The sequence below is a fragment of the Pseudomonas sp. RL_105y_Pfl2_101 genome (assembly GCF_963970585.1).
Classification (GTDB): domain Bacteria; phylum Pseudomonadota; class Gammaproteobacteria; order Pseudomonadales; family Pseudomonadaceae; genus Aquipseudomonas.
The window spans coordinates 17407-38151 of the sequence record NZ_CAXAPG010000012.1; the positions used below are offsets into that span (position 1 = coordinate 17407).

Annotated in this window: 19 protein-coding genes, 4 tRNA genes and 3 pseudogenes; 7 read left to right on the forward strand and 19 right to left on the reverse strand. The window is 59.6% G+C overall.

Annotated features, from left to right (window positions below; genetic code table 11):
- Positions 1-69: 69 nt before the first annotated feature.
- The 3 genes from amrS to AACY31_RS15200 all read left to right on the forward strand — a co-directional run bounded on the left by amrS (position 70) and on the right by AACY31_RS15200 (position 4074).
- The gene (amrS, locus tag AACY31_RS15190; protein ID WP_339491735.1) at positions 70-1554 is read left to right on the forward strand and encodes an AmmeMemoRadiSam system radical SAM enzyme; all 1485 of its coding nucleotides are present in this window, start codon (positions 70-72) and stop codon (positions 1552-1554) included.
- Entirely contained in the window at positions 1551-2696 is a 1146-nt protein-coding gene (locus AACY31_RS15195; RefSeq protein WP_339480678.1) for a trans-sulfuration enzyme family protein, read from the forward strand. The genes amrS and AACY31_RS15195 overlap by 4 nt, the downstream gene beginning before the upstream one ends.
- 61 nt (positions 2697-2757) lie before the next feature.
- Complete coding sequence (locus AACY31_RS15200; protein ID WP_339491736.1) at positions 2758-4074, forward strand: aminotransferase-like domain-containing protein; 1317 nt, start codon at positions 2758-2760, stop codon at positions 4072-4074.
- Positions 4075-4092: 18 nt separating this feature from the next.
- Here AACY31_RS15200 and AACY31_RS15205 read toward each other — a convergent pair whose 3' ends face one another.
- The 5 genes from AACY31_RS15205 to AACY31_RS15225 all read right to left on the reverse strand — a co-directional run bounded on the left by AACY31_RS15205 (position 4093) and on the right by AACY31_RS15225 (position 5407).
- Positions 4093-4725, reverse strand: a complete 633-nt coding sequence (locus AACY31_RS15205) for a LysE family translocator (protein WP_339480675.1) — start codon at positions 4723-4725, stop codon at positions 4093-4095.
- Positions 4726-4994: 269 nt separating this feature from the next.
- A tRNA-Gly gene (locus AACY31_RS15210) sits at positions 4995-5070 on the reverse strand.
- A 3-nt stretch (positions 5071-5073) separates the two neighbouring features.
- Positions 5074-5149 (reverse strand) — tRNA-Glu (locus tag AACY31_RS15215).
- 104 nt (positions 5150-5253) lie between these two features.
- Positions 5254-5329: transfer RNA gene (locus AACY31_RS15220), tRNA-Gly, on the reverse strand.
- A 2-nt stretch (positions 5330-5331) separates the two neighbouring features.
- Positions 5332-5407, reverse strand: a tRNA-Glu gene (locus AACY31_RS15225).
- A 370-nt stretch (positions 5408-5777) separates the two neighbouring features.
- Here AACY31_RS15225 and AACY31_RS15230 point away from each other — a divergent pair.
- Entirely contained in the window at positions 5778-6536 is a 759-nt protein-coding gene (locus tag AACY31_RS15230) for a hypothetical protein (RefSeq protein ID WP_339480673.1), read from the forward strand.
- 160 nt (positions 6537-6696) lie between these two features.
- On the opposite strand, the gene AACY31_RS28915 is transcribed toward AACY31_RS15230, so the two are convergent.
- From AACY31_RS28915 to AACY31_RS15245, 4 genes and pseudogenes are all read right to left on the reverse strand, one after another.
- On the reverse strand, positions 6697-7578 hold the full coding sequence (locus AACY31_RS28915; protein WP_445261546.1) for a methyl-accepting chemotaxis protein: 882 nt from the start codon (positions 7576-7578) through the stop codon (positions 6697-6699).
- Positions 7558-8664 (reverse strand): annotated as a pseudogene (locus AACY31_RS28920) (HAMP domain-containing protein); the annotation flags it as partial. The gene AACY31_RS28915 and the pseudogene AACY31_RS28920, both read right to left, overlap by 21 nt.
- A 110-nt stretch (positions 8665-8774) precedes the next feature.
- Positions 8775-10163: an aminotransferase-like domain-containing protein gene (locus AACY31_RS15240; protein ID WP_339480669.1), complete on the reverse strand. Its 1389-nt coding sequence runs from the start codon at positions 10161-10163 to the stop codon at positions 8775-8777.
- A gap of 205 nt (positions 10164-10368) precedes the next feature.
- Positions 10369-11130 carry an SDR family oxidoreductase gene (locus AACY31_RS15245; RefSeq protein WP_339480668.1) on the reverse strand — a complete coding sequence of 254 codons (762 nt, stop codon included), beginning with the start codon at positions 11128-11130 and terminating at the stop codon, positions 10369-10371.
- A gap of 226 nt (positions 11131-11356) precedes the next feature.
- On the opposite strand from AACY31_RS15245, the gene AACY31_RS15250 reads away from it, so the two are divergent.
- On the forward strand, positions 11357-12361 hold the full coding sequence (locus tag AACY31_RS15250) for an NADP-dependent oxidoreductase (protein WP_339480667.1): 1005 nt from the start codon (positions 11357-11359) through the stop codon (positions 12359-12361).
- A 116-nt stretch (positions 12362-12477) separates the two neighbouring features.
- Here the strand turns inward: AACY31_RS15250 and pyrF are convergent, their stop codons facing one another.
- Both pyrF and AACY31_RS28925 read right to left on the reverse strand, forming a co-directional pair.
- Positions 12478-13176 (reverse strand): orotidine-5'-phosphate decarboxylase, encoded by a 699-nt coding sequence (pyrF, locus tag AACY31_RS15255; RefSeq protein ID WP_339480666.1) that lies wholly within the window; start codon positions 13174-13176, stop codon positions 12478-12480.
- 309 nt (positions 13177-13485) lie between these two features.
- Complete coding sequence (locus AACY31_RS28925) at positions 13486-13632, reverse strand: hypothetical protein (RefSeq protein WP_339480759.1); 147 nt, start codon at positions 13630-13632, stop codon at positions 13486-13488.
- On the opposite strand from AACY31_RS28925, the pseudogene AACY31_RS15260 reads away from it, so the two are divergent.
- Together AACY31_RS15260 and AACY31_RS28930 are read left to right on the forward strand one after the other, a co-directional pair.
- Positions 13594-14103: pseudogene (locus AACY31_RS15260) on the forward strand (ATP-binding protein); the annotation flags it as partial. The gene AACY31_RS28925 and the pseudogene AACY31_RS15260 overlap by 39 nt on opposite strands.
- A 24-nt stretch (positions 14104-14127) precedes the next feature.
- Positions 14128-14243, forward strand: a pseudogene (locus tag AACY31_RS28930) (histidine kinase); the annotation flags it as partial.
- Between the two features lie 211 nt (positions 14244-14454).
- Here AACY31_RS28930 and AACY31_RS15265 read toward each other — a convergent pair.
- The 8 genes from AACY31_RS15265 to AACY31_RS15300 all read right to left on the reverse strand — a co-directional run bounded on the left by AACY31_RS15265 (position 14455) and on the right by AACY31_RS15300 (position 20727).
- Entirely contained in the window at positions 14455-15492 is a 1038-nt protein-coding gene (locus AACY31_RS15265; protein ID WP_339480664.1) for an AI-2E family transporter, read from the reverse strand.
- 63 nt (positions 15493-15555) lie between these two features.
- Positions 15556-16374 carry a DUF4892 domain-containing protein gene (locus AACY31_RS15270; protein ID WP_339480662.1) on the reverse strand — a complete coding sequence of 273 codons (819 nt, stop codon included), beginning with the start codon at positions 16372-16374 and terminating at the stop codon, positions 15556-15558.
- A 129-nt stretch (positions 16375-16503) separates the two neighbouring features.
- Entirely contained in the window at positions 16504-17355 is an 852-nt protein-coding gene (locus tag AACY31_RS15275; protein ID WP_339480661.1) for an alpha/beta hydrolase, read from the reverse strand.
- Positions 17352-18146, reverse strand: a complete 795-nt coding sequence (locus AACY31_RS15280; protein WP_339480660.1) for an alpha/beta fold hydrolase — start codon at positions 18144-18146, stop codon at positions 17352-17354. The genes AACY31_RS15275 and AACY31_RS15280 overlap by 4 nt, the downstream gene beginning before the upstream one ends.
- A 196-nt stretch (positions 18147-18342) precedes the next feature.
- Positions 18343-18786, reverse strand: coding sequence for a hotdog fold thioesterase (locus tag AACY31_RS15285; protein WP_339480658.1), 444 nt, complete (start codon positions 18784-18786; stop codon positions 18343-18345).
- A gap of 97 nt (positions 18787-18883) precedes the next feature.
- The gene (gene sixA / locus AACY31_RS15290; RefSeq protein ID WP_339480655.1) at positions 18884-19327 is read right to left on the reverse strand and encodes a phosphohistidine phosphatase SixA; all 444 of its coding nucleotides are present in this window, start codon (positions 19325-19327) and stop codon (positions 18884-18886) included.
- On the reverse strand, positions 19324-19671 hold the full coding sequence (locus tag AACY31_RS15295; protein WP_003204392.1) for a DUF4389 domain-containing protein: 348 nt from the start codon (positions 19669-19671) through the stop codon (positions 19324-19326). Before AACY31_RS15295 ends, sixA begins: the two co-directional genes overlap by 4 nt.
- A gap of 30 nt (positions 19672-19701) precedes the next feature.
- Positions 19702-20727 carry an NAD(P)H-dependent glycerol-3-phosphate dehydrogenase gene (locus AACY31_RS15300; RefSeq protein ID WP_339480652.1) on the reverse strand — a complete coding sequence of 342 codons (1026 nt, stop codon included), beginning with the start codon at positions 20725-20727 and terminating at the stop codon, positions 19702-19704.
- Positions 20728-20745 lie beyond the last annotated feature (18 nt).

The following is a 20745-nucleotide window of genomic DNA, read 5'->3' on the forward strand; positions in this document are numbered from 1 at the left end:
CGGGATTGTTTCGCCTCGAGTTTTTTAACCGATGATGTTGATAGTAACTTCTGTGATGAGGAGTGGTAGATGGACACTACAAAAAATAAAAACTGGACCTTGGAAAGCAGCCCGGCAAAACTGGAGGAAAGACTCCCCGGGGGCGCCGTCAAGTGTCATCTCTCCCCGCGAAACTGTGTCATACAAGAGGGCAAGGTAGGCTTTTGCAAAGTGCGCGGAAACCGCGGGGGTAGACTCGTTACATTGAACTACGGCAAAGGCGTTCACAGCACAGAAGAAACGATCGAAACCGAAGCGGTTTTCCACTTTGCTCCTGGAGAGCGGATCCTGTCCCTGGGCAATATCGGTTGTATGCTCAATTGCGGCTATTGTCACAACTGGAAGACCTCGCAAGCCAAATATGTCACCGATAAAGACGTTTACTACTACACCCCTGAGCAAGTTGTGGAGACCGCACTCAAGCACGGAATACGCGTCATTTCCTGGACGTACAATGATCCGGTTGTCTGGCATGAATTCATCCTCGACACGGCGAAGCTGGCCAAGGAAGCGGGCCTGATCAACCTGTATAAATCGGCGTTCTTCATCAGTGAAGAAGCCATTGATGAACTATTGCCGGTCATCGACATCTTTTCGATTTCGCTGAAATCCATTTCCCCAGAGTATTACCGCAAGGTCACGACAGGCTGGGTGGAGCCCGTCCTGGCCGGTATCAAGAAAGTCTATGACGCCGGCAAATATGTTGAGGTCAGCACCTTGATGGTGACCGACATCAGCGACGACGAGGAAACAGCCAGAAAAATCAGCCAGTGGGTCTTGGATGAACTGGGCCCGAATGTGCCGCTGCACTTCGTCAGGTTCCACCCCGATTATAAAATGAGCAACAGCACCCGCACCCCTGTGGATAGGCTGCTGAAGGCTCGGGACGCTGCTCGGAGCATGGGCGTTGAGCATGTCTACCTGGGCAACGTGAATGACGTCGAGGGGACCAATACCAGTTGCAACAACTGTAACGCCCTGCTCGTCACCCGCTACGGTTTGAACGCTGAAATCATCGGACTGGACAGCAAGGGTTGCTGCTCTCAATGCGGGCACGATGCGCATTTCAAATTACTGGGCGAACACCAGGCGTACGCCCCTGTCGAGTTGCGCGAGGACGCCCAGAGCGCTTACGAGAAGCGTAAGTTCGAGTGGCACGGGGACATCGTGTCGCTGCACGCCCAAGTGCTGAATACCGAGGACTTCGAACAAACTGTCTACCTGCGACGCAATTATACGGACGGGCACAACAGCGATTGGAAATCACTGACACTGCGGCCGCATGAAAGCTATCGATTCATTATTGCCAAGGCACGCATCGATGAAACCGGTCCTGAGGTCTGGCTTCCCAACGGCGTGAACTCCAACCTTCATGAAGTATTCGACAGGGCTCACTTCCCGACGGAGTCGATTGAAGAGATTGGTATCTCGCAAAATGACATCACCCCTACCATTGGTTATGAGGGCAGGCAGAACATGTATGAACAGGTCATCAAACTGGTCAGCCAAGCATGAAAGTGTCTACTGAAATACTTCATATCAAGGTCGATGACCGGGACGCGCACCCTTCGGTAACGCCAATTTATCAGTGCAGTGCTTTCAGCGCGGACTCAGCCTTCTTCTATTCAAGGAAGGCCAATCCCAATGTGACTGAATTGGAGCAGGTCGTCGCATCCCTGGAGGGCAGCGAATACGCCCTGGCCTACAGCACCGGGATGAGCGCCATCTACATGGTGTTGGAACTGTTGAAACCGGGGGCTTCGCTGGTCGTCAACAAATACATCTATGGCTGCTCTTATAAACTGTTCCAGCGGTATGCGGCCCGCATCGGCGCACACCTGACGATTCTGGATCTCACCACGGCAGACGGGTTGAAGAGTTTGCCGGCGAACGTCGACATGGTCATTTTCGAAACGCCGACCAACCCGTTCCTGAAAGACATTGATATTCATGCGGTCAGCAGGGCCGTCAAGCAAATCAATCCGCAGGCGCTGGTGGTCGTTGACAATACCTGGGCCACGCCGATATTCCAGAAGCCGTTGAATTTTGGCGCCGACATCTCCCTATACAGCGCAACCAAATACTTCTCTGGACATAGCGATGTCATGGGCGGCTTGGTTCTGGTCAACAACGAGAAAATTTATAACCGTCTCCTTGAGGGCCGCTTCTATTCAGGCACGATATTAACCCCCAATAGCGCCTGGCTACTTCGCAGAAGCATGCAAACATTCAACCTGCGCATGGAAAAACACAGCCAGACGACATCCAGCATGCTCAACTATCTGCGCGAGCTGCCTTTTATTGAGCATGTCTATTACCCACGCGTCGATGACAAACAGCTGACCGGTTATGGCGGCATTGTGTTTGTTGATATTCGGCCCGACCTGGTGCCCTTCTACAGAACGTTTACCAGCGCGCTCAAATGGTTTGGCACGGGCACTGGAATGGCCTGCGTGACGTCAATGGTTGCCCAACCCTTCAGTGGCAGCCATGCCTCAATGACGGACCAGGAAAAAGCGGACATGGGCATCGAGAAGGGCCTGGTTCGATTGTGCTTTGGCCTGGAGGACCTGGAAGACCTCAAGGAGGACCTGCTGCAAGCATTCGAAGCCACGCAGAGCAAGGCCGATCAAGAACGCTCACTCGATCCTGCGTAGCGGGTGTTGATCATGAGCAACGGGCCTTCTGAGGCTCGTTGCTTTTTTATGGAGAAGCGAAGTGTCCAGCGCATTCGAAAACACGATATTCGACGACCCCATCCTGAACGTCATCCACCTACTAAACGCCATTGCCCAAGAACACCCGGAGGCCATTTCACTGGCCTCCGGTCGACCCGATGATGAGCAGTGCGACCCTTCGCTCATCGACAGGGGCCTGGCCCAATACAAACATCACCTTGCCGGCACCGAACAGTCACTGGCGACGCTGCTTTGCCAATATGGAAAAACCTCTGGAATCATCAATGAAATAATCGCCACCTATTTGCAGGTGGATGAAGCGATCAACGTTTCCACCCCTGAAAGCATTGTGGTGTGCATGGGCTTTCAAGAAGCCTGCACCTTGACGCTCCTGTCCATTTTTGAAGGCGGTGGGGTTTTATTGGTACCTGACCCGGTGTTTTCCGGGATCACGGGGATCGCAAAACTGCTGGGTATAAAAATAGTCCCTGTGCCTATGACGGTCTTTCTTGATCCGATCGCCCTGCGCAGGCTCATTGAAGCACTGGAATCCAGAGGTGAAAGAATCAAGGCACTCTATGCGGTTCCGGACTTCAGCAATCCTACCGCTGACAACCTTTCCTATGACGACAGGAGAGCCATGCTCGCTCTGGCCGATGAAAAGAATTTTTTCATCCTCGAAGACACGGCGTACCGTTACTTCAGGTACGAAGGCGATGCCATTGCGTCCATGAAGTCCATCGACAGCCGTCGGGTGTTCTTGCTGGGCTCCTTTGCCAAATCGATTTTCCCGGGCTTGCGCATGGGCTATGTGGTCGCCCCAGAGGGCACTGGGGTCATGTCGTTCAGCGGCCGATTGTGCAAGGCCAAAAGCTTGATCACGGTGAACACCCCCGCCGTGTGCCAAGCGGTTGTCGCAGGCTTGCTGATCGAGCACGACTACTCGTTGAAAGCGCTGAACCAATCCAGGGTGTTGTCTTACACGAAGAAAAGAAATCACATGCTTGAATGCCTTGAGCGCGAATTTCCACTCAAGGTCGGCGCTCAAAGAGCGGTCAGCTGGAATCATCCGGCAGGCGGCTTCTTCATCAATGTGCAGCTGCCTTTCGTCTTTGGATATTCTGAAATGCGCGAATGCGCCAGGCTGTTCAAGGTGATTGTATTTCCCACCACCTTGTTTTCGCTGATGAATGAGGCGGCCACCCAGGTCAGGCTGTCGTTCAGCAACGCAACCGCCTCAGAAATCACCCAGGCGATAGGTTGTTTCAGGGCGTACGTCGAGTTCAGGCTGCACCAAAAAACCTGCCGGCATCGCAGCGCAGATGCCAAGGCTTATGCACCGCTAAGCGACGGATAAGCCTTGTATGACTTCCCATCAGGTTGCCGTGGCCAGCATGACGCCAGTGGCGACTTGGTAGGCCCCCAGGATGGTGATGGTTGCCCCCGAAAAATAGTTGATCAGCCTTAGCTTTGATTCGGCAATCCTCGCCTTGAAAATGGAGGAGAACCCACTCAACCCCAGCCACCAGGCAGCCGAGCCCAGGAAGATACCGGTCACCATCGGCAGCAAGGCGTACTGGCCGCCTTGGTCGCTGGCCATGCCATCACTCAACGCAGCAAATATCGCGATAAACGACAAGATGGTCATGGGGTTCGACAGGGTCAGGAACAGCGTCGTGGAGTAGGCTTTGAACATATTGGCCCGCTCACCCGCCATGGCCGTTGCGCCCCCCTTCGATCGTATTGTCTGATAGCCAATGTAGGCGAGGAACAGCCCGCCAAAGATACACAACCAGGGTTTGAAGCTGATGAGCGTCGCAATGATGGCCGTGACACCCAGGGCACCGATGAATCCATAGATCGAATCGGCTGTGGCCGCGCCCAATCCCGTCGCGAAACCGGCCCTCCATCCGAGCATCAGACTTCTTTGTATGCACAGCAGCCCAATAGGTCCTACAGGAGCTGCAATGCACAGCCCGATGACCAGCGATTTAACGAAAATCAGCATAAATGCATCTCCAGAAGGGGTACTGCGAGATTAGGAGAAGTGCATTTTTTTAGGAATGAACTATTAATCTTCCTCGGCGTTCTCCCTTAAGTTTTGCAGGAAGTACGCTCACCCTTCCTTCAATATTAAGGAAAATCGTCGCCAGCTCCCTCAGACAACGCAAATCGCTCGTTAAAAGCCCGTGAGCGCCGGATTCACAACCTTGTGCATTGAAGTGGTTTTATACGCATAAAAAAAACGCCGCTCAAATGAGCGGCGTTTTTTGAATTTGGAGCGGGAAACGAGACTCGAACTCGCGACCCCGACCTTGGCAAGGTCGTGCTCTACCAACTGAGCTATTCCCGCAAATGGCGTCCCCTAGGGGACTCGAACCCCTGTTACCGCCGTGAAAGGGCGGTGTCCTAGGCCACTAGACGAAGGGGACACGCTGCCCGGAACACATGGTGTGTGTTCCAGTGCCCAGATCCGCCTCCGAAGACTTGGTTCTGGTTTCACTCAGCCCTGCCCGAGAGCAACGCTGTTTAAAATTGGAGCGGGAAACGAGACTCGAACTCGCGACCCCGACCTTGGCAAGGTCGTGCTCTACCAACTGAGCTATTCCCGCATTGGCGTCCCCTAGGGGACTCGAACCCCTGTTACCGCCGTGAAAGGGCGGTGTCCTAGGCCACTAGACGAAGGGGACACACATACAACATTCACTGCTTACAGCGTTTGGCTGAGTGCTTTACGCTGTAAGTGGCGCGCATTCTATGGATGGATTGATGGGTCGTCAACCCCCAGATATAAATTTATTTAAATCAATGACTTCGCCCGGTTTGAGGCGATCCGCAGATTTTGCCCGCCCGCTCTCTGACGCCTATATTCTGTCATCCGCCGAGACGCTATAGTCGCACCCGGCAAATGATGGCAATGTGCACCTAGCCGGTTATGCTTCCTATAAACAGCACGACGCCCGTCTAATCGCCTCGCTCGGGCCTATGCGCTTAAAAGCCAAGCCACTACACTCATGACATGCGTACCATAATAAAGAGGTCTTACCGGTGACACCACTCATGATCACCCTGCTCGTCGTAGCCGGGATCGCCCTGTTGATCGCCATTGGCTACATGAACCACGTGGTGGAAAACAACAAGCTGGAAAAGGCCCGCACCAAGGTCGAACTCAACGACCGCATGCGTCGCTGTGGCGAGCTCACCGAAACCTTCCCCGGGCAGTTGATGACCCCTGCCCTGAAGTTGTTGATGACGCGCCTTGAGATGAACGCCTGCCAGCGCTTGCTGAACCTGGATAAAACCAATTCCGCGGTCAAGGCACGCCTGGACGAACTAAACGCACTGGCCGCCCAGGGTGAATCGATCCCGGTGAACAACCCACCGGCACCGATCCAGACCGAAGCCAAGGCCAAGGACGTACGTTTTCTGCTCGAGGCCTTGCATGGCCAGATCACCCGCGCCGCCCAGGACGGCTTCCTGCCGTCTAACGAAGCCAAGCGCTGGATTCGCGAAGTGCGACATATCCTGGTGCTGCTGCACATCGAGTTCTTCAACAACCTCGGTCAGCAAGCCCTGCAGCAAGAACAGCCCGGGCCGGCCCGCCTGGCCTTCGAGCGCGGCGTGCAGTACCTGCGCAAGCAACAGGAACCGCAGGTCTACGCCGAACAACTGGCGTACCTGGAGAAACTCCTGGCCCGCGCCAATGCCCAGGTCCTGGCGAGCACCCAACCGGTCGAAGGCGAGGTCAACCAGTTGACCGAAGGGCTGAAGGATGCCGAAGTCAACGACGACTGGAAGAAGAAGAAGGTCTACGACTGAGGATTCATTGTCGGCTGCTGGGCTGTGCCCTGTAGGCGCTGCCGAAGGCTGCGATCTTTTGATTTCGACTCCAAAGATCGCAGCCTCGTTGCACTCGTCAGTTCCTACAGCCCAGCGGGGTGGTGCGCCGTTTCGCCAATAAAGGCTTCAGTCGCTTTTGTCACAACCTGAAATGCCCCACCATCCCTTTCAGCTCACCCCCCAGCTGCGCCAGCTCGATGCTGGAGGCGGCATTGCCGCGCATCGCCAGGGAGGATTGATCGGCGCTGGCGCGAATGCTGGTGACACTGCGATTGATCTCTTCGGCCACCGAACTCTGCTGCTCGGCCGCCGCCGCGATCTGTTGGTTCATCTGCTGAATCAGCGACACCGCCGCCGCAATACTGCCCAAGGCGCTTTCGGTCTGCAGTGCATCGCTGACCGCCATCTTCACCAACTCGCCACTGCTTTGAATCTGCTGCACGGAAGCCTGGGCTGCTGAACGCAAGGCGCTCACCAGTCGCTCGATTTCCTCGGTGGACTGTTGCGTGCGCCTGGCCAGCGCCCGCACCTCATCGGCCACGACCGCAAAGCCCCGGCCTTGATCCCCAGCCCGGGCTGCCTCAATAGCGGCATTGAGCGCCAACAGGTTGGTTTGCTCGGCCACACTCTTGATCACACTCAGCACCGTGCCGATGTTCTGGATCTCGGCGCTGAGGCTTTCGATGCTGGAACTGGCCGACGTGGCCGAATCGGCCAACTGCTCGATGCGCACCATGCTCTGACGCACCACCTGCTGACCGCTTTCGACCTTGTCGTCAGCAGTCTGGGCCGCTTGCGCGGCTTCTTCGGCGTTGCGTGCCACATCATGCACGGTCGCCGTCATCTGGTTCATCGCCGTGGCGACCTGCTCGGTTTCCTCTTTCTGGCTGCTGACTTCCAGGTTGGTCTGTTCAGTCACGGCCGACAGCGATTGGGCCGAATTGGCCAATTGCTCGATACCGGCCTGCAAGCCACTGACGATACTGCTCAGCCCCGCGCCCATCTGTTGCATCGCCTGCATCAACTGACCAATTTCGTCACGGCGCGTCACTTCGACCGTGGCGCTCAAGTCACCCGCCGCAATCTGCTGCGCCACGCGAATGACACTGCGCAGCGGCGTCACGATCAAGCGGGTTATGACCCACGCCGCGATCAATCCCACCAGCAATGCCAAGGCCGACGAACCGATGATCAGCAGCGAGTTTTTCTTCAGTTCAGTCTGCATGGCATGGTCTTCGGCACTGAAGGCCTGGTCAACCCGCGCTACCACTTGATCGGCCCGCTCGTGCAGTTGCTGATAGACGAGTTTTTCCTGCGCCAGCAGGCCGGTGTATTCGGCCAACTGTTCATTGAACCCGGCGATATGCCCGGCCACTTCATTCAACACGGTCTGGTAACCCGGGTCCTTGACCGTGGTTTTGAGCACCTCGGCCTGTTTCATCGCCTGCTCAGCCTGTTCGATGTTACCTTCTCCGGCGCCCTCAACATTGCCTTTGCGACTCTGATCCAGGCGGACCCGCGCTTCGTTCATGGCCTGCAACATCAAGCGTGATACTTCGCTGACCTGGTTGGCCTGCTCGATGAACTCGGCCCCCTCCTTGCCTTCGGAGTCTTTCAAGGTATAGGCGCCGTCATCCGCCAGCCCGGCCTGCAACACATCCAGGTTATTGGCGACGCTGGACACCGACCAACTGGCCATTTCCAGCGACAGATCCTTGCTCTGGCTCAACCCGACAAATTCGTCGAACGCCTTGCGATACGCCGCCAGCGCCTGCTCCACGTCGTCCATCACCGGCACGTTGGCAGCCGACTGCACCTTGAGTTCGTTCGCCTGGGCCAACAGCCCATCGACACCCTGGCGCAGGGCATCGGCCGTCTTGGGGTCGGAGCGCGAAGCGTATTCCTGCTCCAGCAACCGAACCTTGAGCAAACCGCTGTTGAGGGCGGACATCTGTTTCAGGCCATCGAAGCGATAGCTGATGGTCTGCAGGGACCAGACACCAATGGCCGCGACCACGGCGGTCAGCAACAGCACCAGGACAAATCCGATACCCAGTTTTTTTGCCATACCCAGGTTGGCAAAACGTCCCTGCACCGTCGAAATCATTGCGCTCAGTCCTCTGCCAGTGTGTGTTGATTGCAGATTCGCAACGAGACACCCTGCAACACAAGATGCTGGCGTCGGAATAATGGCAAAAAGCTACAGCCGCGTCGCTTTCAGGACACTAGAGGTCGATCCAGAGCCGCGGCCTGGAAGAACGCCAGCGCCCTGGGGTCACGGGCATACGCCACATTGATCCGTAACCAGTCACTGTCGGCGCCCGAAGGACTGAATGCGTTGCGCGAGGACAGCAGTACGCCGAAACGCCTGGCTAGACGTTGTATTCCAGCGTAGTCACTGATCGGCGGTCTTGCCCAGATGAAAAGCCCGCCGGCCGGTTTGCCAAAGACCTCCCAGTCGGCATCCTCCATTACCTGCAACAACGCCAACATATCGGCACCCAGACGCTGGCGCTGGCGCTGGACCAGCTTGCGATAGGCGCCATTGGCCAGGAGGCAGGCAAGGACCGACTCACAGAACCGCGATCCACCCATGCTGGTAATGCCCTTGACCTCGCTCAGGCGCGCGATGATAGAGGGCCCGGCCACCACGAAACCGACGCGCAACGAACTGCTCAGGGTTTTCGAGAAACTGCCCACGTAGACCACATCGGGGTCCAGCGCCGCCAGACGAGTCCGTGCCGAGCTCTGGAAATCGCCATAGGCATCGTCTTCGATCACCAGTACAGCGTGTTCCTTCGTCAATTGCAGCAGCCGTTGAGCGACGACCGGAGCCAGGCTGTTGCCGGTCGGGTTATGGCAGGCGCTGTTGACGAACAACGCAATGGGCCGGTGCATCGCCAGCAGCTCTTGCAGCGCATCGACGTCCGGGCCACGCGGGGTCCTGGGCAGTTCGATCATGTCGATGTTGTGCAACCTGAGCAGGTCGAACAGGCTTGAATAGCCGGGGCTCTCCACGACCACGCAGGAACCCGGCGGCAACAGTGTCCGTACGATCAGGTCCAACCCATGGGTTGCCCCGGTGGTGGTCAGGATCAGGTCTTTACTGGCCTCGATATTGAATTGTTTCAGGCGCCTGGACAGCTGCTCCCGCAGGGCGGGCAGCCCCAACGACGTGCTGTAGTTGAACAATCCGGCCATGTCGGTGCGAGTGACCTGACGGATCGCATAGCCCAGATCGTCGCTTTCACGCCAGCTCTCGGGCAGCCCGCCGCATCCCAGCTTCAATTCCCATTGAAGGCCGTCGCCCCCGTCGGGGGGCGTGTCTTGCTGTCGATTCTGATCGGTGGGCGCGGGCCCGGACGAAGGGGTTGCTGCGACAAAAAAGCTGGAACCATGGCGGGACGACAACAGGCCTTGGGCGACCAGGCGCTGACACGCTTCATTGACGCTGGACTGGCTGAGCAGATTCTCCCGCGCCAGTTGGCGGACGGATGGCAGCCGAGTCCCCGGTTGCACCGCATCCTGTCGGATCCAGCCGGTCAGCGCGTCGACGATTTGCTGCACGACAGGCACCAGGGCCTGTCGGTCGATTCTCAACTCCATGAGTAACCAAGCTCCTAAGCGTTTGTTTTATTTCCGGAAACAGTTAAGCACAGGCCGCTACGGGACGATGTACGACAACGCCGTCAAAACCGCCGATTCTCACCCTTTGAAACACATTCAGGGGCCGTTCCGAGGATTTTTCGACCACACACGAAAAAGCCCGCAACCAATGCGGGCTTTTTCCTACAAGCTGAGGGTCACGTCCTCAGAACGCCGTGACGCCGCCGTCTACCGCCAGGGAATGCCCCGTGGTGAAGGCCGCGCCGTCGCTGCACAAATACAGCACGGCGCTGGCGATTTCCTCGACTTTGCCAATACGCCCCACCGGGTGCATGGCATTGGCGAACTCGCCTTTTTTCGGGTCTGCCTCATAGGCACGACGGAACATATCGGTGTCGATCACCGCCGGACAGACTGCATTCACGCGGATTTTCTTCTTGGCGTATTCGATGGCGGCCGACTTGGTCAGGCCGATCACCGCATGCTTGGACGCCGCGTAAATGCTCATCTTCGGCGCCGCGCCCAGGCCAGCCACCGAGGCCGTATTGACGATCGCCCCGCCGCCCTGGGCCAGCAGTAATGGCAACTGGTACTTCATGCACAGCCAGACGCCCTTCACATTGACCCCCATGATCGCGTCGAACTCATCGAGGGTACCGTCGGCCAGCTTGCCCTTCTCGATCTCGATCCCTGCATTGTTGAAAGCGTAGTCAAGGCGACCGTAAGTCTTGATCACCTCGTCCATCAGGTGCTGCACATCGTTTTCCAGCGTCACATTGCAGCGCACGAACACCGCTTCGCCGCCTGAATCACGAATCGACTGCACCGTGCCCTCGCCGTCCGCCACATCCAGATCGGCCACCACCACTTTCAGGCCCTCTGCCGCGAACGCCTGGGCAGTGGCCCGACCAATGCCTGCGGCGGCGCCGGTTACCACGGCGACCTGTCCGGAAAACGTCATACTCATTGTCAGTTCCTCGAAGAATGCGGGAGATGACGCCAGTCTAGCCACAGGTCCCGAGGGCGCGGCAGCACTATCCAATTGCCGTTTGAGCATTTATGGGCACCAGTGATAAGGCCCCAGGGCGAACTATCACTGTGTTGGATCGAACTGCATTCGCTATGTCAGCAAACCTTGCGGCAAGCGCTGCGAAGGTCTATCAACAAGGTTTCATTCATCTTGAGTGCCAACCATGACTGCCCAGACCAATCGCCAGTTCCTGCTCGCCAAACGCCCGGTAGGGGCCGCGACCCGCGAGACTTTCACTTATCAGCAAGTACCGGTGGGCGAGCCGGCAGCCGGCCAGATCCTGGTAAAAAACGAATACCTGTCCCTGGACCCGGCCATGCGCGGCTGGATGAACGAGGGCAAGTCCTATATCCCGCCGGTCGGCATCGGCGAAGTGATGCGAGCATTGGGTGTCGGCCAGGTAATTGCCTCGAACAACCCGGGGTTCGCGGTCGGGGACTACGTAAACGGTGCGCTGGGCGTGCAGGATTATTTCCTCGGCGAGCCAAGAGGTTTCTACAAGGTCGATCCGAAACTGGCACCGCTGCCACGTTATTTGTCCGCACTGGGCATGACAGGCATGACCGCCTATTTCGCCCTGCTGGAGGTCGGCGCGCCCAAGGCTGGCGAGACCGTGGTGCTCTCAGGGGCCGCCGGTGCGGTGGGCAGCATCGCCGGGCAGATCGCCAAGATCAAAGGCTGTCGCGTGGTGGGCATCGCCGGCGGGGCCGACAAATGCAAGTTCCTGATCGATGAACTGGGTTTCGACGGCGCCATCGACTACAAGAACGAAGACGTCCACGCCGGTCTCAAGCGCGAATGCCCCAAAGGCGTGGATGTGTATTTCGATAACGTCGGGGGCGACATCCTGGATGCCGTGCTCAGCCGCTTGAACCTCAAGGCCCGCGTGGTGATTTGCGGTGCCATCAGCCAGTACAACAACAAGGAGGCAGTGAAGGGCCCCGCCAACTACCTGTCGCTGCTGGTCAACCGGGCGCGCATGGAAGGTTTCGTGGTCATGGACTACGCCGCGCAGTTCGCCGCCGCCGGACAGGAAATGGCCGGCTGGATGGCCAAGGGGCAGCTCAAGAGCAAGGAAGACATTGTCGAAGGTCTGGAGACATTCCCCGAGACGCTGACCAAATTGTTCAGTGGGGAGAACTTCGGGAAACTCGTGCTCAAGGTCTGACACACATCAACTGTGGGAGATTGCTCGCGATGGGGCCCTGCCAGTCAACATTGATATTGACTGACATACCGCTATCGCGAGCAAGCTCGCACACATTTAGGATCTTCGGTGTCAGCTCAGGCCAGTTCCGCCACGACCGCCGCCAGCGCCTTGGCCGGATCGGCGGCCTGGCTGATCGGACGGCCGATCACCAGGTAATCGGAACCGGCGTCCAGCGCCTGGCGCGGGGTCAGGATGCGACGCTGATCGTCTTGGGCGCTGCCCGCCGGACGAATCCCCGGGGTCACCAGTTGCAACGACGGGTGAGCCCCTTTCAGGGCGCTGGCCTCCAGGGCCGAACAGACCAGACCGTCCAGGCCGGCCTTCTGCGCCAGCGCCGCCAACCGCAGCACCTGCACCTGGGGCTCGACGTCCAGGCCGATCCCGGCCAGGTCTTCGCGCTCCATGCTGGTCAGCACGGTCACGCCGATCAGCAACGGTTTCGGGCCGCTGCGCTGATCCAGCACGTCACGGCAGGCTGCCATCATGCGCAGGCCACCGGAGCAATGCACGTTGACCATCCACACCCCCATCTCCGCTGCCGCCTTGACGGCCATGGCGGTGGTGTTGGGGATATCGTGGAATTTCAGGTCCAGGAATACCTCGAAACCCTTGTCGCGCAGGGTCCCGACAATTTCCGAAGCACAACTGGTGAACAGTTCCTTGCCGACTTTGACCCGGCAAAGCTTGGGGTCCAACTGGTCGGCCAGCTTCAGGGCGGCGTCACGGGAGGGGAAATCCAGGGCGACGATAATGGGCGTCTGGCAGGCGGACATGAGCGGGCTCTCAGGCAAGTCGAAATCGGCGCGCATTGTAGCGGAACGAGCGCCCGTGCGGGACCCGATGATCGGTAAATCTCATCGCCCCCCCTCGCAGCATGGACGATACCGACCTTTGTGTCGAAGCCGATACACTCATGACATGCGTACAACACATCGACACGCTACCGTCCGCCACCGCACCCCGTCCCCTCGCGGCACGACGCCTGTGCTGAGGGCCCAACCTCGCCGCCTTCTTTGCGTTTGGCAGCCTACCTGGCAGATGCATGCATCCATGCAGAACACCCCTGTTGCAAATTCTGACGTTCAAAAAGTGCCCAGCGATGACAAGCGCTGGAGCACCCGCAACTGCTGATCAATTACCTGGCCCGCTTCAGCATACGGGCCAGCGCCGTGACCGACGGTGCGGCCATGCGCCAGGCAATGCAGGCCGAGCAGTTCGACGTGATGCAAAAGCGGATTCGCGAGCAGGTGCAGTAGCGTTCGCGCATGCTCGGCGCGGTGTCCCATGACCTGTGCACGCCGCTTTCGCGGCTCAAGCTGGGCCTGGAGCAGATCGATGACATCAAGCTGCAAGGCCAGATGCACCAGGACCTGGACGACATGATCGATGCCACCCTCACCTACTTGCACGAACAGCGCACCAGTGAAGCGCTGCATAAGCAGGTGATGATTCGAGTCATCGACCACGGCCCCGGTATTTCGGCGGACAAACGCGAGGCGGTGTTCGAGCCGTTCTTTCGCCTGGAAGGCTCGCGCAACCGGAACTCCGGCGGCGTCGGCCTGGGGATGACCATCGCCCGGGAAGCGACCGAGCGCCTGGGCGGGCAATTGACCCTGGAAGAAACACCAGGGGGTGGGTTGTCTCTAGTGTCCCCCTGTGTGCGAGCTTGCTCGCGATGGCGGTGTATCAGCCCAGCTTGATGTGCCTGACAGACCGCTATCGCGAGCAAACTCGACAGTGACAGCGACGGCCCGGTCAATCAGGAAGAGTTGAGCTGCGCACTGTCGCAAAAAGCGACGACGGCATCCTGGTTAGCCTGAGCGACAACTTTGGCGACCTGACTCACCGGGGCTGCACCTGTAGGAGCTGCCGAAGGCTACGATCTTTTGATCTTTTGATCTTTTGATCTTTTGATCTTTTGATCTTTTGCTTGAGATTTAAGTGTTAGGGGAAAGATCGCAGCCTCGTTGTACTCGACAGCTCCTACAACGCTCCTACAACGTTCCTACATGGCTGTTACACCGCTGCTGCGCAGCAGCGCGGCATGCAAACTATCGAGCCTGGCTCTTGCTCCAGTCCGTCAACAGGCTATACGCCACCGCCAGCAGGGTCGGGCCGATGAACAGGCCGATGAAACCGAAGGCGATCAACCCGCCGAACACCCCCAGCAGCACGATGACCAAGGGCAGGTTTCCGCCGCGGCTGATCAGGTAGGGCTTGAGCACGTTGTCCACGCCGCTGATGATGAACGTACCCCAGATGCCGAGGAACACCGCCATCCCGTACTCACCCTTCCACACCAGCCACGCCGTGGCGGGAATCCACACCAGGGGTGGCCCCATGGGGATCAGGCTCAACAGGAACGTGACGATACCCAGTACCAGCGCCCCAGGCACCCCGGCGATCAGGAAGCCGATCAGTGCCAGTACGGCCTGGGCCGCCGCGGTGCCAATCACGCCGTTGACCACCCGTTGCACCGTACCGGCCACCAGTTCGATGTAGTAACCGGCGCGGTCGCCGATCAGACGCTCCAGCAACCCGTGGACGAACACCGCCAGGCGCGGGCCGTCACGATAGAAGAAGAACACGAACACGATACTCAGGGTCAGCTCGAGAATGCCGCCGCCAATCTGCGCACTGCGCGCCAACAGCCAGTTGCCGACTTGCCCCAGGTACGGCTTGATGGACACCATCATTGCCGCACCCTGCTGGTCGATGCTGTTCCAGATGCCGACCAGTCGCCCGCCCACCAGCGGCACGCCGGCCAGCCAGTCGGGCGCTTCGGGCAAGCCGTCGACCTGTACATCCTTGATGAACGCCGTGGCATCGCGTACATGGTCGGCCAGATTGAACCCCAGCCACACCAGAGGCACCGCCACCAGCAGCATCCAGCCCATCGTCAGCAACGCTGCCGCCAGGGATTCGCGACCATTGACCCAGCGGGTCAGCAGGCGCATCAGCGGCCAACTGGCGAAAGCCAGCACCGCGCCCCAGAACATAGCCGACCAGAACGGCGCCATGACCCAGAAGCTCGCGCCGAACAACACCAGGAGCAGGATCTGCACCAACAGCCGATCGTTATTGAGCATGTAAGGTCTCGAAAAATGAACAGGAGCGAGGCAACGGCGTGAAACCCGCTGCCCCGAAACAGCTTAGCGCAGCAACTCCAGGTGCAGCCCCACCGCCTCTTCGCGGGCGGCCTCCATGCGTGCCGCCCGGACGCCCTGGCCCGCCAGCGCCGCAAGCCAATCCTCGGCCTGGGGGCCGGCGATACTGACCCGCAAGCCCGTGTCCAGGTTCAGCGCCCGTGACAATAGACGTACCCAGGTGTCGCCTGGTTCACCGGCAAGACGTGGCAAGTCCAGGACCCCAGTGTCCTTGAGCTGGCGCAGCAGCGTGGCCGATGTCGGCAGCAAGTCTCCCAGCGCTGCGTTCGCCTCGAACTGCTCGACATGCAGGTAGGCCTTGCGATTGCCACGGGTGATGGCATACAGCGCAATCACGGTGTTGTCCGCCGGAGGCGCCAGGCGCAGCAACAAGAAAGCCTGGCCCTTGTCGGCACCATAGAGCTTGGCGTTGCCGAAGACTTCGTTGGCCCACAGGCTGCTTTCGCCGCAATCTCGGGCCTGGCACCAGAACAACAACTCGGCGCCCTGTTTCTGCAGCGCTTCGCGAGCCGCGGTAAAAGCCTGGGTGGCGGAATGTTCCGGCGGAAGTTCGTAGGTGACAGCGGTGACGTTTCCACGGGCATCGACCTGGCCGTCGAAGCGCAGCTGGCCGCTGATCTTGCGGATCGAGCCCATGGGGTAGACGCGTTCCAGGTCGCGGGTTTGCCGGTAATCGACAATCTGCGCATCGGGCATGCGCGGCACACGCTCCAGGTCGCGACTGCCCGGCACATCGACGGCGAACGACGCCGGGCTGAAGCAGGCCAGCACCAGCAGGACGAGTGAGCGAACGAATAATTTCATCGGATAGGCTTGGCCTGGGACATTTGGATGCCACGGGCATCGTCGATGCACCGCGGAACTGGTAAACGGAGGTCTGTCATGGTTGTCTCCCTTTCAACCCGCCCAGCCTCGACAGTTGCCCGCCGCAAGTCAAGGAGCGGTGAAGAACCGATTGAAACAGTCTGCTACAAGCGCGGCACCGATCTCGTCGTTCAGGTGTAGATGATGGCCACCGGGTAACTGCTCATGACTGAAGGGTAGACGCTCCAGCAACTCTGGGTGTTGGGCAAGCATGCCGTCGGCCGCCACCACCAGATGCGCCGGACAACCGACCCGCGCCACGAACGCCATGGCCTGTGCATCGGTCAGGCGCAAAGGCGATGGCAAGGTCAGGCGGTTGTCGGTGCGCCAGGTATAACCCCCGGGCACCGGCATCAGGCCGCGCTGGGCCAGCAACTCTGCGGCCTCGCGACTGACCGCCACCAGCCCCTTCATCCGTGCTTCGATGGCCCGTTCGAGGGTTTTGTAGACCGGCTTGCGTTTTTGCTGCAGATCCAACTGGGCTTGCAGGGCCATGCCCATGCGTTCGGCGGCGTTACCACCTTTGGCCGTCGGAGGAATCACCCCATCGATCAACCCCAGGTGCGTCACCCGCTCCGGCAGGGAGCCCGCCAGCACCAACGACACAATGGCACCCATGGAATGTCCCAACAGGGCAAAACGCTTCAAGCCCAGTTGTTCGGCGACTTGCAGCACATCGAGGGCGTAGTCCCAGAGGGCATAACCGGCACCGGGCGGCCGATGCCCCGAGTGACCATGGCCGGCCATGTCCAGGGCAATCACTCGCAGGCCCTCGAGCTTGGGCGCCAGACGGGCGAAGCTGTTGGCGTTGTCCAACCAACCATGCAGGGCAATCACCGGCAGCCCGTCTTCAGGCCCGAACAGGTGGGCCGCCAGTTCGATGTGAGGCAGGCTCAGGCGGACCTCCTCGACCACACTCATGCGCTGCGCCCTTCCCAACGCTGGAACAGGTTCTTGAGCAGGTTGGCCGTGTCCTGCGGACGTTCGAGGGGGAACATATGGCCGCCGGGCATGCTCAGGGATTCGCCATGGAGCATACGCCCCACCGAACGGGTGTGATGACGCATCACCACGCGGCTCTGCCGACCACGCACCACCGCCAGCGGCACCTTGAGCTTGCGCGGACGCCCGGGACTGGTGTGCGGCACGCCGCGGTAAATGCTGATTTCGGTGGCTGGGTCGAAGCGCAGCCGCAGCCGGTCGCCCACTTGTTGCAGGCCGTGTTGCAGGTAGGCGTCGAAGCATTCCGGGTCAAAGCTGCGGAACAGCGTCTTGCCGGCAAAATACTGCCGGGCCGACGCCAGGTCAGCGAACTCCTCACGCCGTCCCAGGGTCCGACCCGCAGGCGTCAAGCGGTCGATGAACCCCAGGCGCTTGGCGGCCAGGATCACCCACTGGTCGGTACGGGTCAGCACCGGCGAATCGAGCATGACCACGCCACGGTACAGCTCGGGGCAGCGCAACGCCGCGTGCAGGTGCAGCACGCCGCCCAAGGAGTGACCGACGCCCCACACCGGCGCCGGTTGCTGCTCCAGGTGATGGATCAGTTCGTCCACCAGGTTGTGCCAGTTATCGTCCACCGGGAAACGCGGGTCATGACCGTGCAACTCCAGATGCGCGACCTGATACTGCGGCGCCAGCGCGGCGAACAGCTTGCCGTAGGTGGCCGAGGGAAAACCGTTGGCGTGGGCGAAAAAAATCTGTTGCGACATGACAGCCGATCCATTGGGGGAACTGGGACAGATTGTCCGCAGAACCCGACGGCACGGCAATGACCGTAACTGACAGGAATGATGACAGTCGGGCTTGGGCTATGGGGCGATCAAGCGGTAAGCACTGCCCCGTGTGGCGAGGAGCCTTGCTCCCACAGAGAATCCCCTCGCCACAGGGGCCGGGGTTAACCCCGCCTCAACGCGCCGGCGGTTGCTCGCCCAGCGGCACCACGGCCATGGTCAGGCGCGACACGCAGTTGACCTTGCCCTCGTCATTGACCAGGCGGATGTCCCAGACCTGGGTGGTGCGACCCAAGTGGACCATACGGGCCGTGGCGGTTACCCGTCCGCTGCGCACGCCGCGCAGATGGTTGGCGTTGATCTCCAAGCCCACGCAATAGAACTTGCTGGCATCGACACAGAGATAGGCCGCCATGGACCCGACCGTTTCGGCCAGTACCACCGAGGCACCGCCATGCAGCAGGCCGAACGGCTGGTGAGTGCGATGATCCACCACCATGCTGGCGGTCAGGGATTCGTCGTCGAAAGACTCGAAACGAATGTCCAGCACTTCGCTGATGGTGTTTTTACCGGCGGCGTTCAGTTGTTCGATGTTGGGGATGGTGCGCCACAGACTCATCGTAGCCCTTCCTTTTCGGTTTTTTTTGCATTCAACCCTGCACAGCACCGTGGGAGCAAGGCTTGCCCGCGAGGCAGACGCCGGGGTGAATCAGGTATTACAGACGCTTGAGCTTCATCGCCCCGGCCAGCGGCATATCGCCTTCCAGCTCGGCCAGGCCGGCGGTTTGCACGTGCTCGGAGTGTTGCAGGTGGCCGTGTTGCAGAAGGCCCAGCAGGCTGCCCACCAAAGGGTTATGGCTGACCAACAGCACATTGTCCTGATCCTCTAGGCGCTCCAGGATTTTTTGTGGCCGGGTGTCTGGTGTGAGCCAGTTCACCGTGATCAACTCAGGCTGAAAACCCAGCGCTTCGCGCACCAGTTGCGCGGTCTGCTGGGCGCGCAGATAGGGACTGGCGTAAATGGCGGTCAGGGGCTGGCCGATCAACTGCGCGGCACTGCGCAACACTTCCTCGCGACCGTGAGCCGTCAGGGCGCGCTCCGGATCGGGACGGGCGCCGTACGGCTCAGCCTCACCATGACGCAACACCCACAATTTCATAGCTTCGGCTCCTCGTCCCGAGCAGGATGCGGGGCCGGCGCCACGGTGTGAGGTGCTTCACCTTCAGGCGTGCGCGGGGTCGGCCAATCAGCGAACGGCCAGGGTTTCTGATCGCTGTGAAAGGTGCCGAAACGGCCAATCTGGGCCAGGAACTGGCTCAGGCTATCGCCGAAATTCATCAGGCTGGCACTGGGTGCGCCGTAAATCAGCCGATAGATCAACTGCACCAGCACCACGGCGCCGAGGATGAATTGCGCCACCTGCCAGACCAGCAGGTAAATCACCATCCACAGCACACGCAGCAGGATGGATTCGTATTGGGGTTGCCCTTGCGGATCGTTCATGGCTCGCTCCTGCTTGCGGTCAATAAAGGTTCAGTTGAAACCGCTGATGGAAATGAAATCGACGTCGGTCTTCGGTTCGCCACGCATCAACAGCTCGATCACCTGTTCAAGCGTGCGCCCTTCGAACAGGATTGCGTGCAGCCCAGCGACCAGCGGCATGTACACCCCTGCCTCCTGGGACTTGGCCTTGAGCACCTTGAGAGTATTGACCCCTTCGGCCACTTCACCCAGACGCGACACGGCCTCGTCGAGGCTCAAGCCTTGGCCGAGGGCAAAACCGACCTGGTAGTTGCGGCTCTTGGGTGAGGAACAGGTGACGATCAGGTCGCCCACGCCGGCCAACCCCAGGAAGGTCATCGGATTGGCGCCCTGGCTGACGGCAAAGCGGGTCATTTCCGCCAGTGCGCGGGTGATCAGCATGCTCTTGGTGTTCTCGCCCATACCCAGCGCCACCGCCATGCCGGCGATGATGGCATAGACGTTCTTCAACGCCCCGCCCAGCTCCACACCGAAACGGTCGGCACTGGCGTAGACCCGAAAGGTGCGGCCATGCAGTGCCGCCTGGACCCGCTGGCAGAGTTCTTCGTCTTCGCTGGCGACCACGGTGGCGGTCAGCGCGTGCTCGGCGATCTCCCGTGCCAGGTTCGGCCCGGAGATCACACCGATCCGGGCCTTGGGCGCAATCTCTTCGAGAATCTCGCTCATCAGCTTGAACGTCTGGGCTTCGATGCCCTTGGTCAGGCTCACCAACAGCTTGCCGCTGAGGCATTCTGCGTAGGGCGCCAGCACCGAACGCAAGGCGCTGGACGGCAAGGCGACGAAGAACAGGTCGCTGCCCTCCAGAGTTGCCTGCAAGTCAGTCACCGGTTCCACTTCCGGGCGGATCTTGATGCCCTTGAGGTAACGTGGGTTCTCGCGGTTGACCCGGATGGCCTCGGCCTGCTCCGGGTCACGCATCCACTGGCGCACCGGGTGACCATTCTCGGCCAGCAGGTTAGCCACGGCGGTGCCGAAACTCCCGCCTCCCAGGACCGCAATCGGGCGCTGTTCAGTCATATGCAATCCGTTCATCCA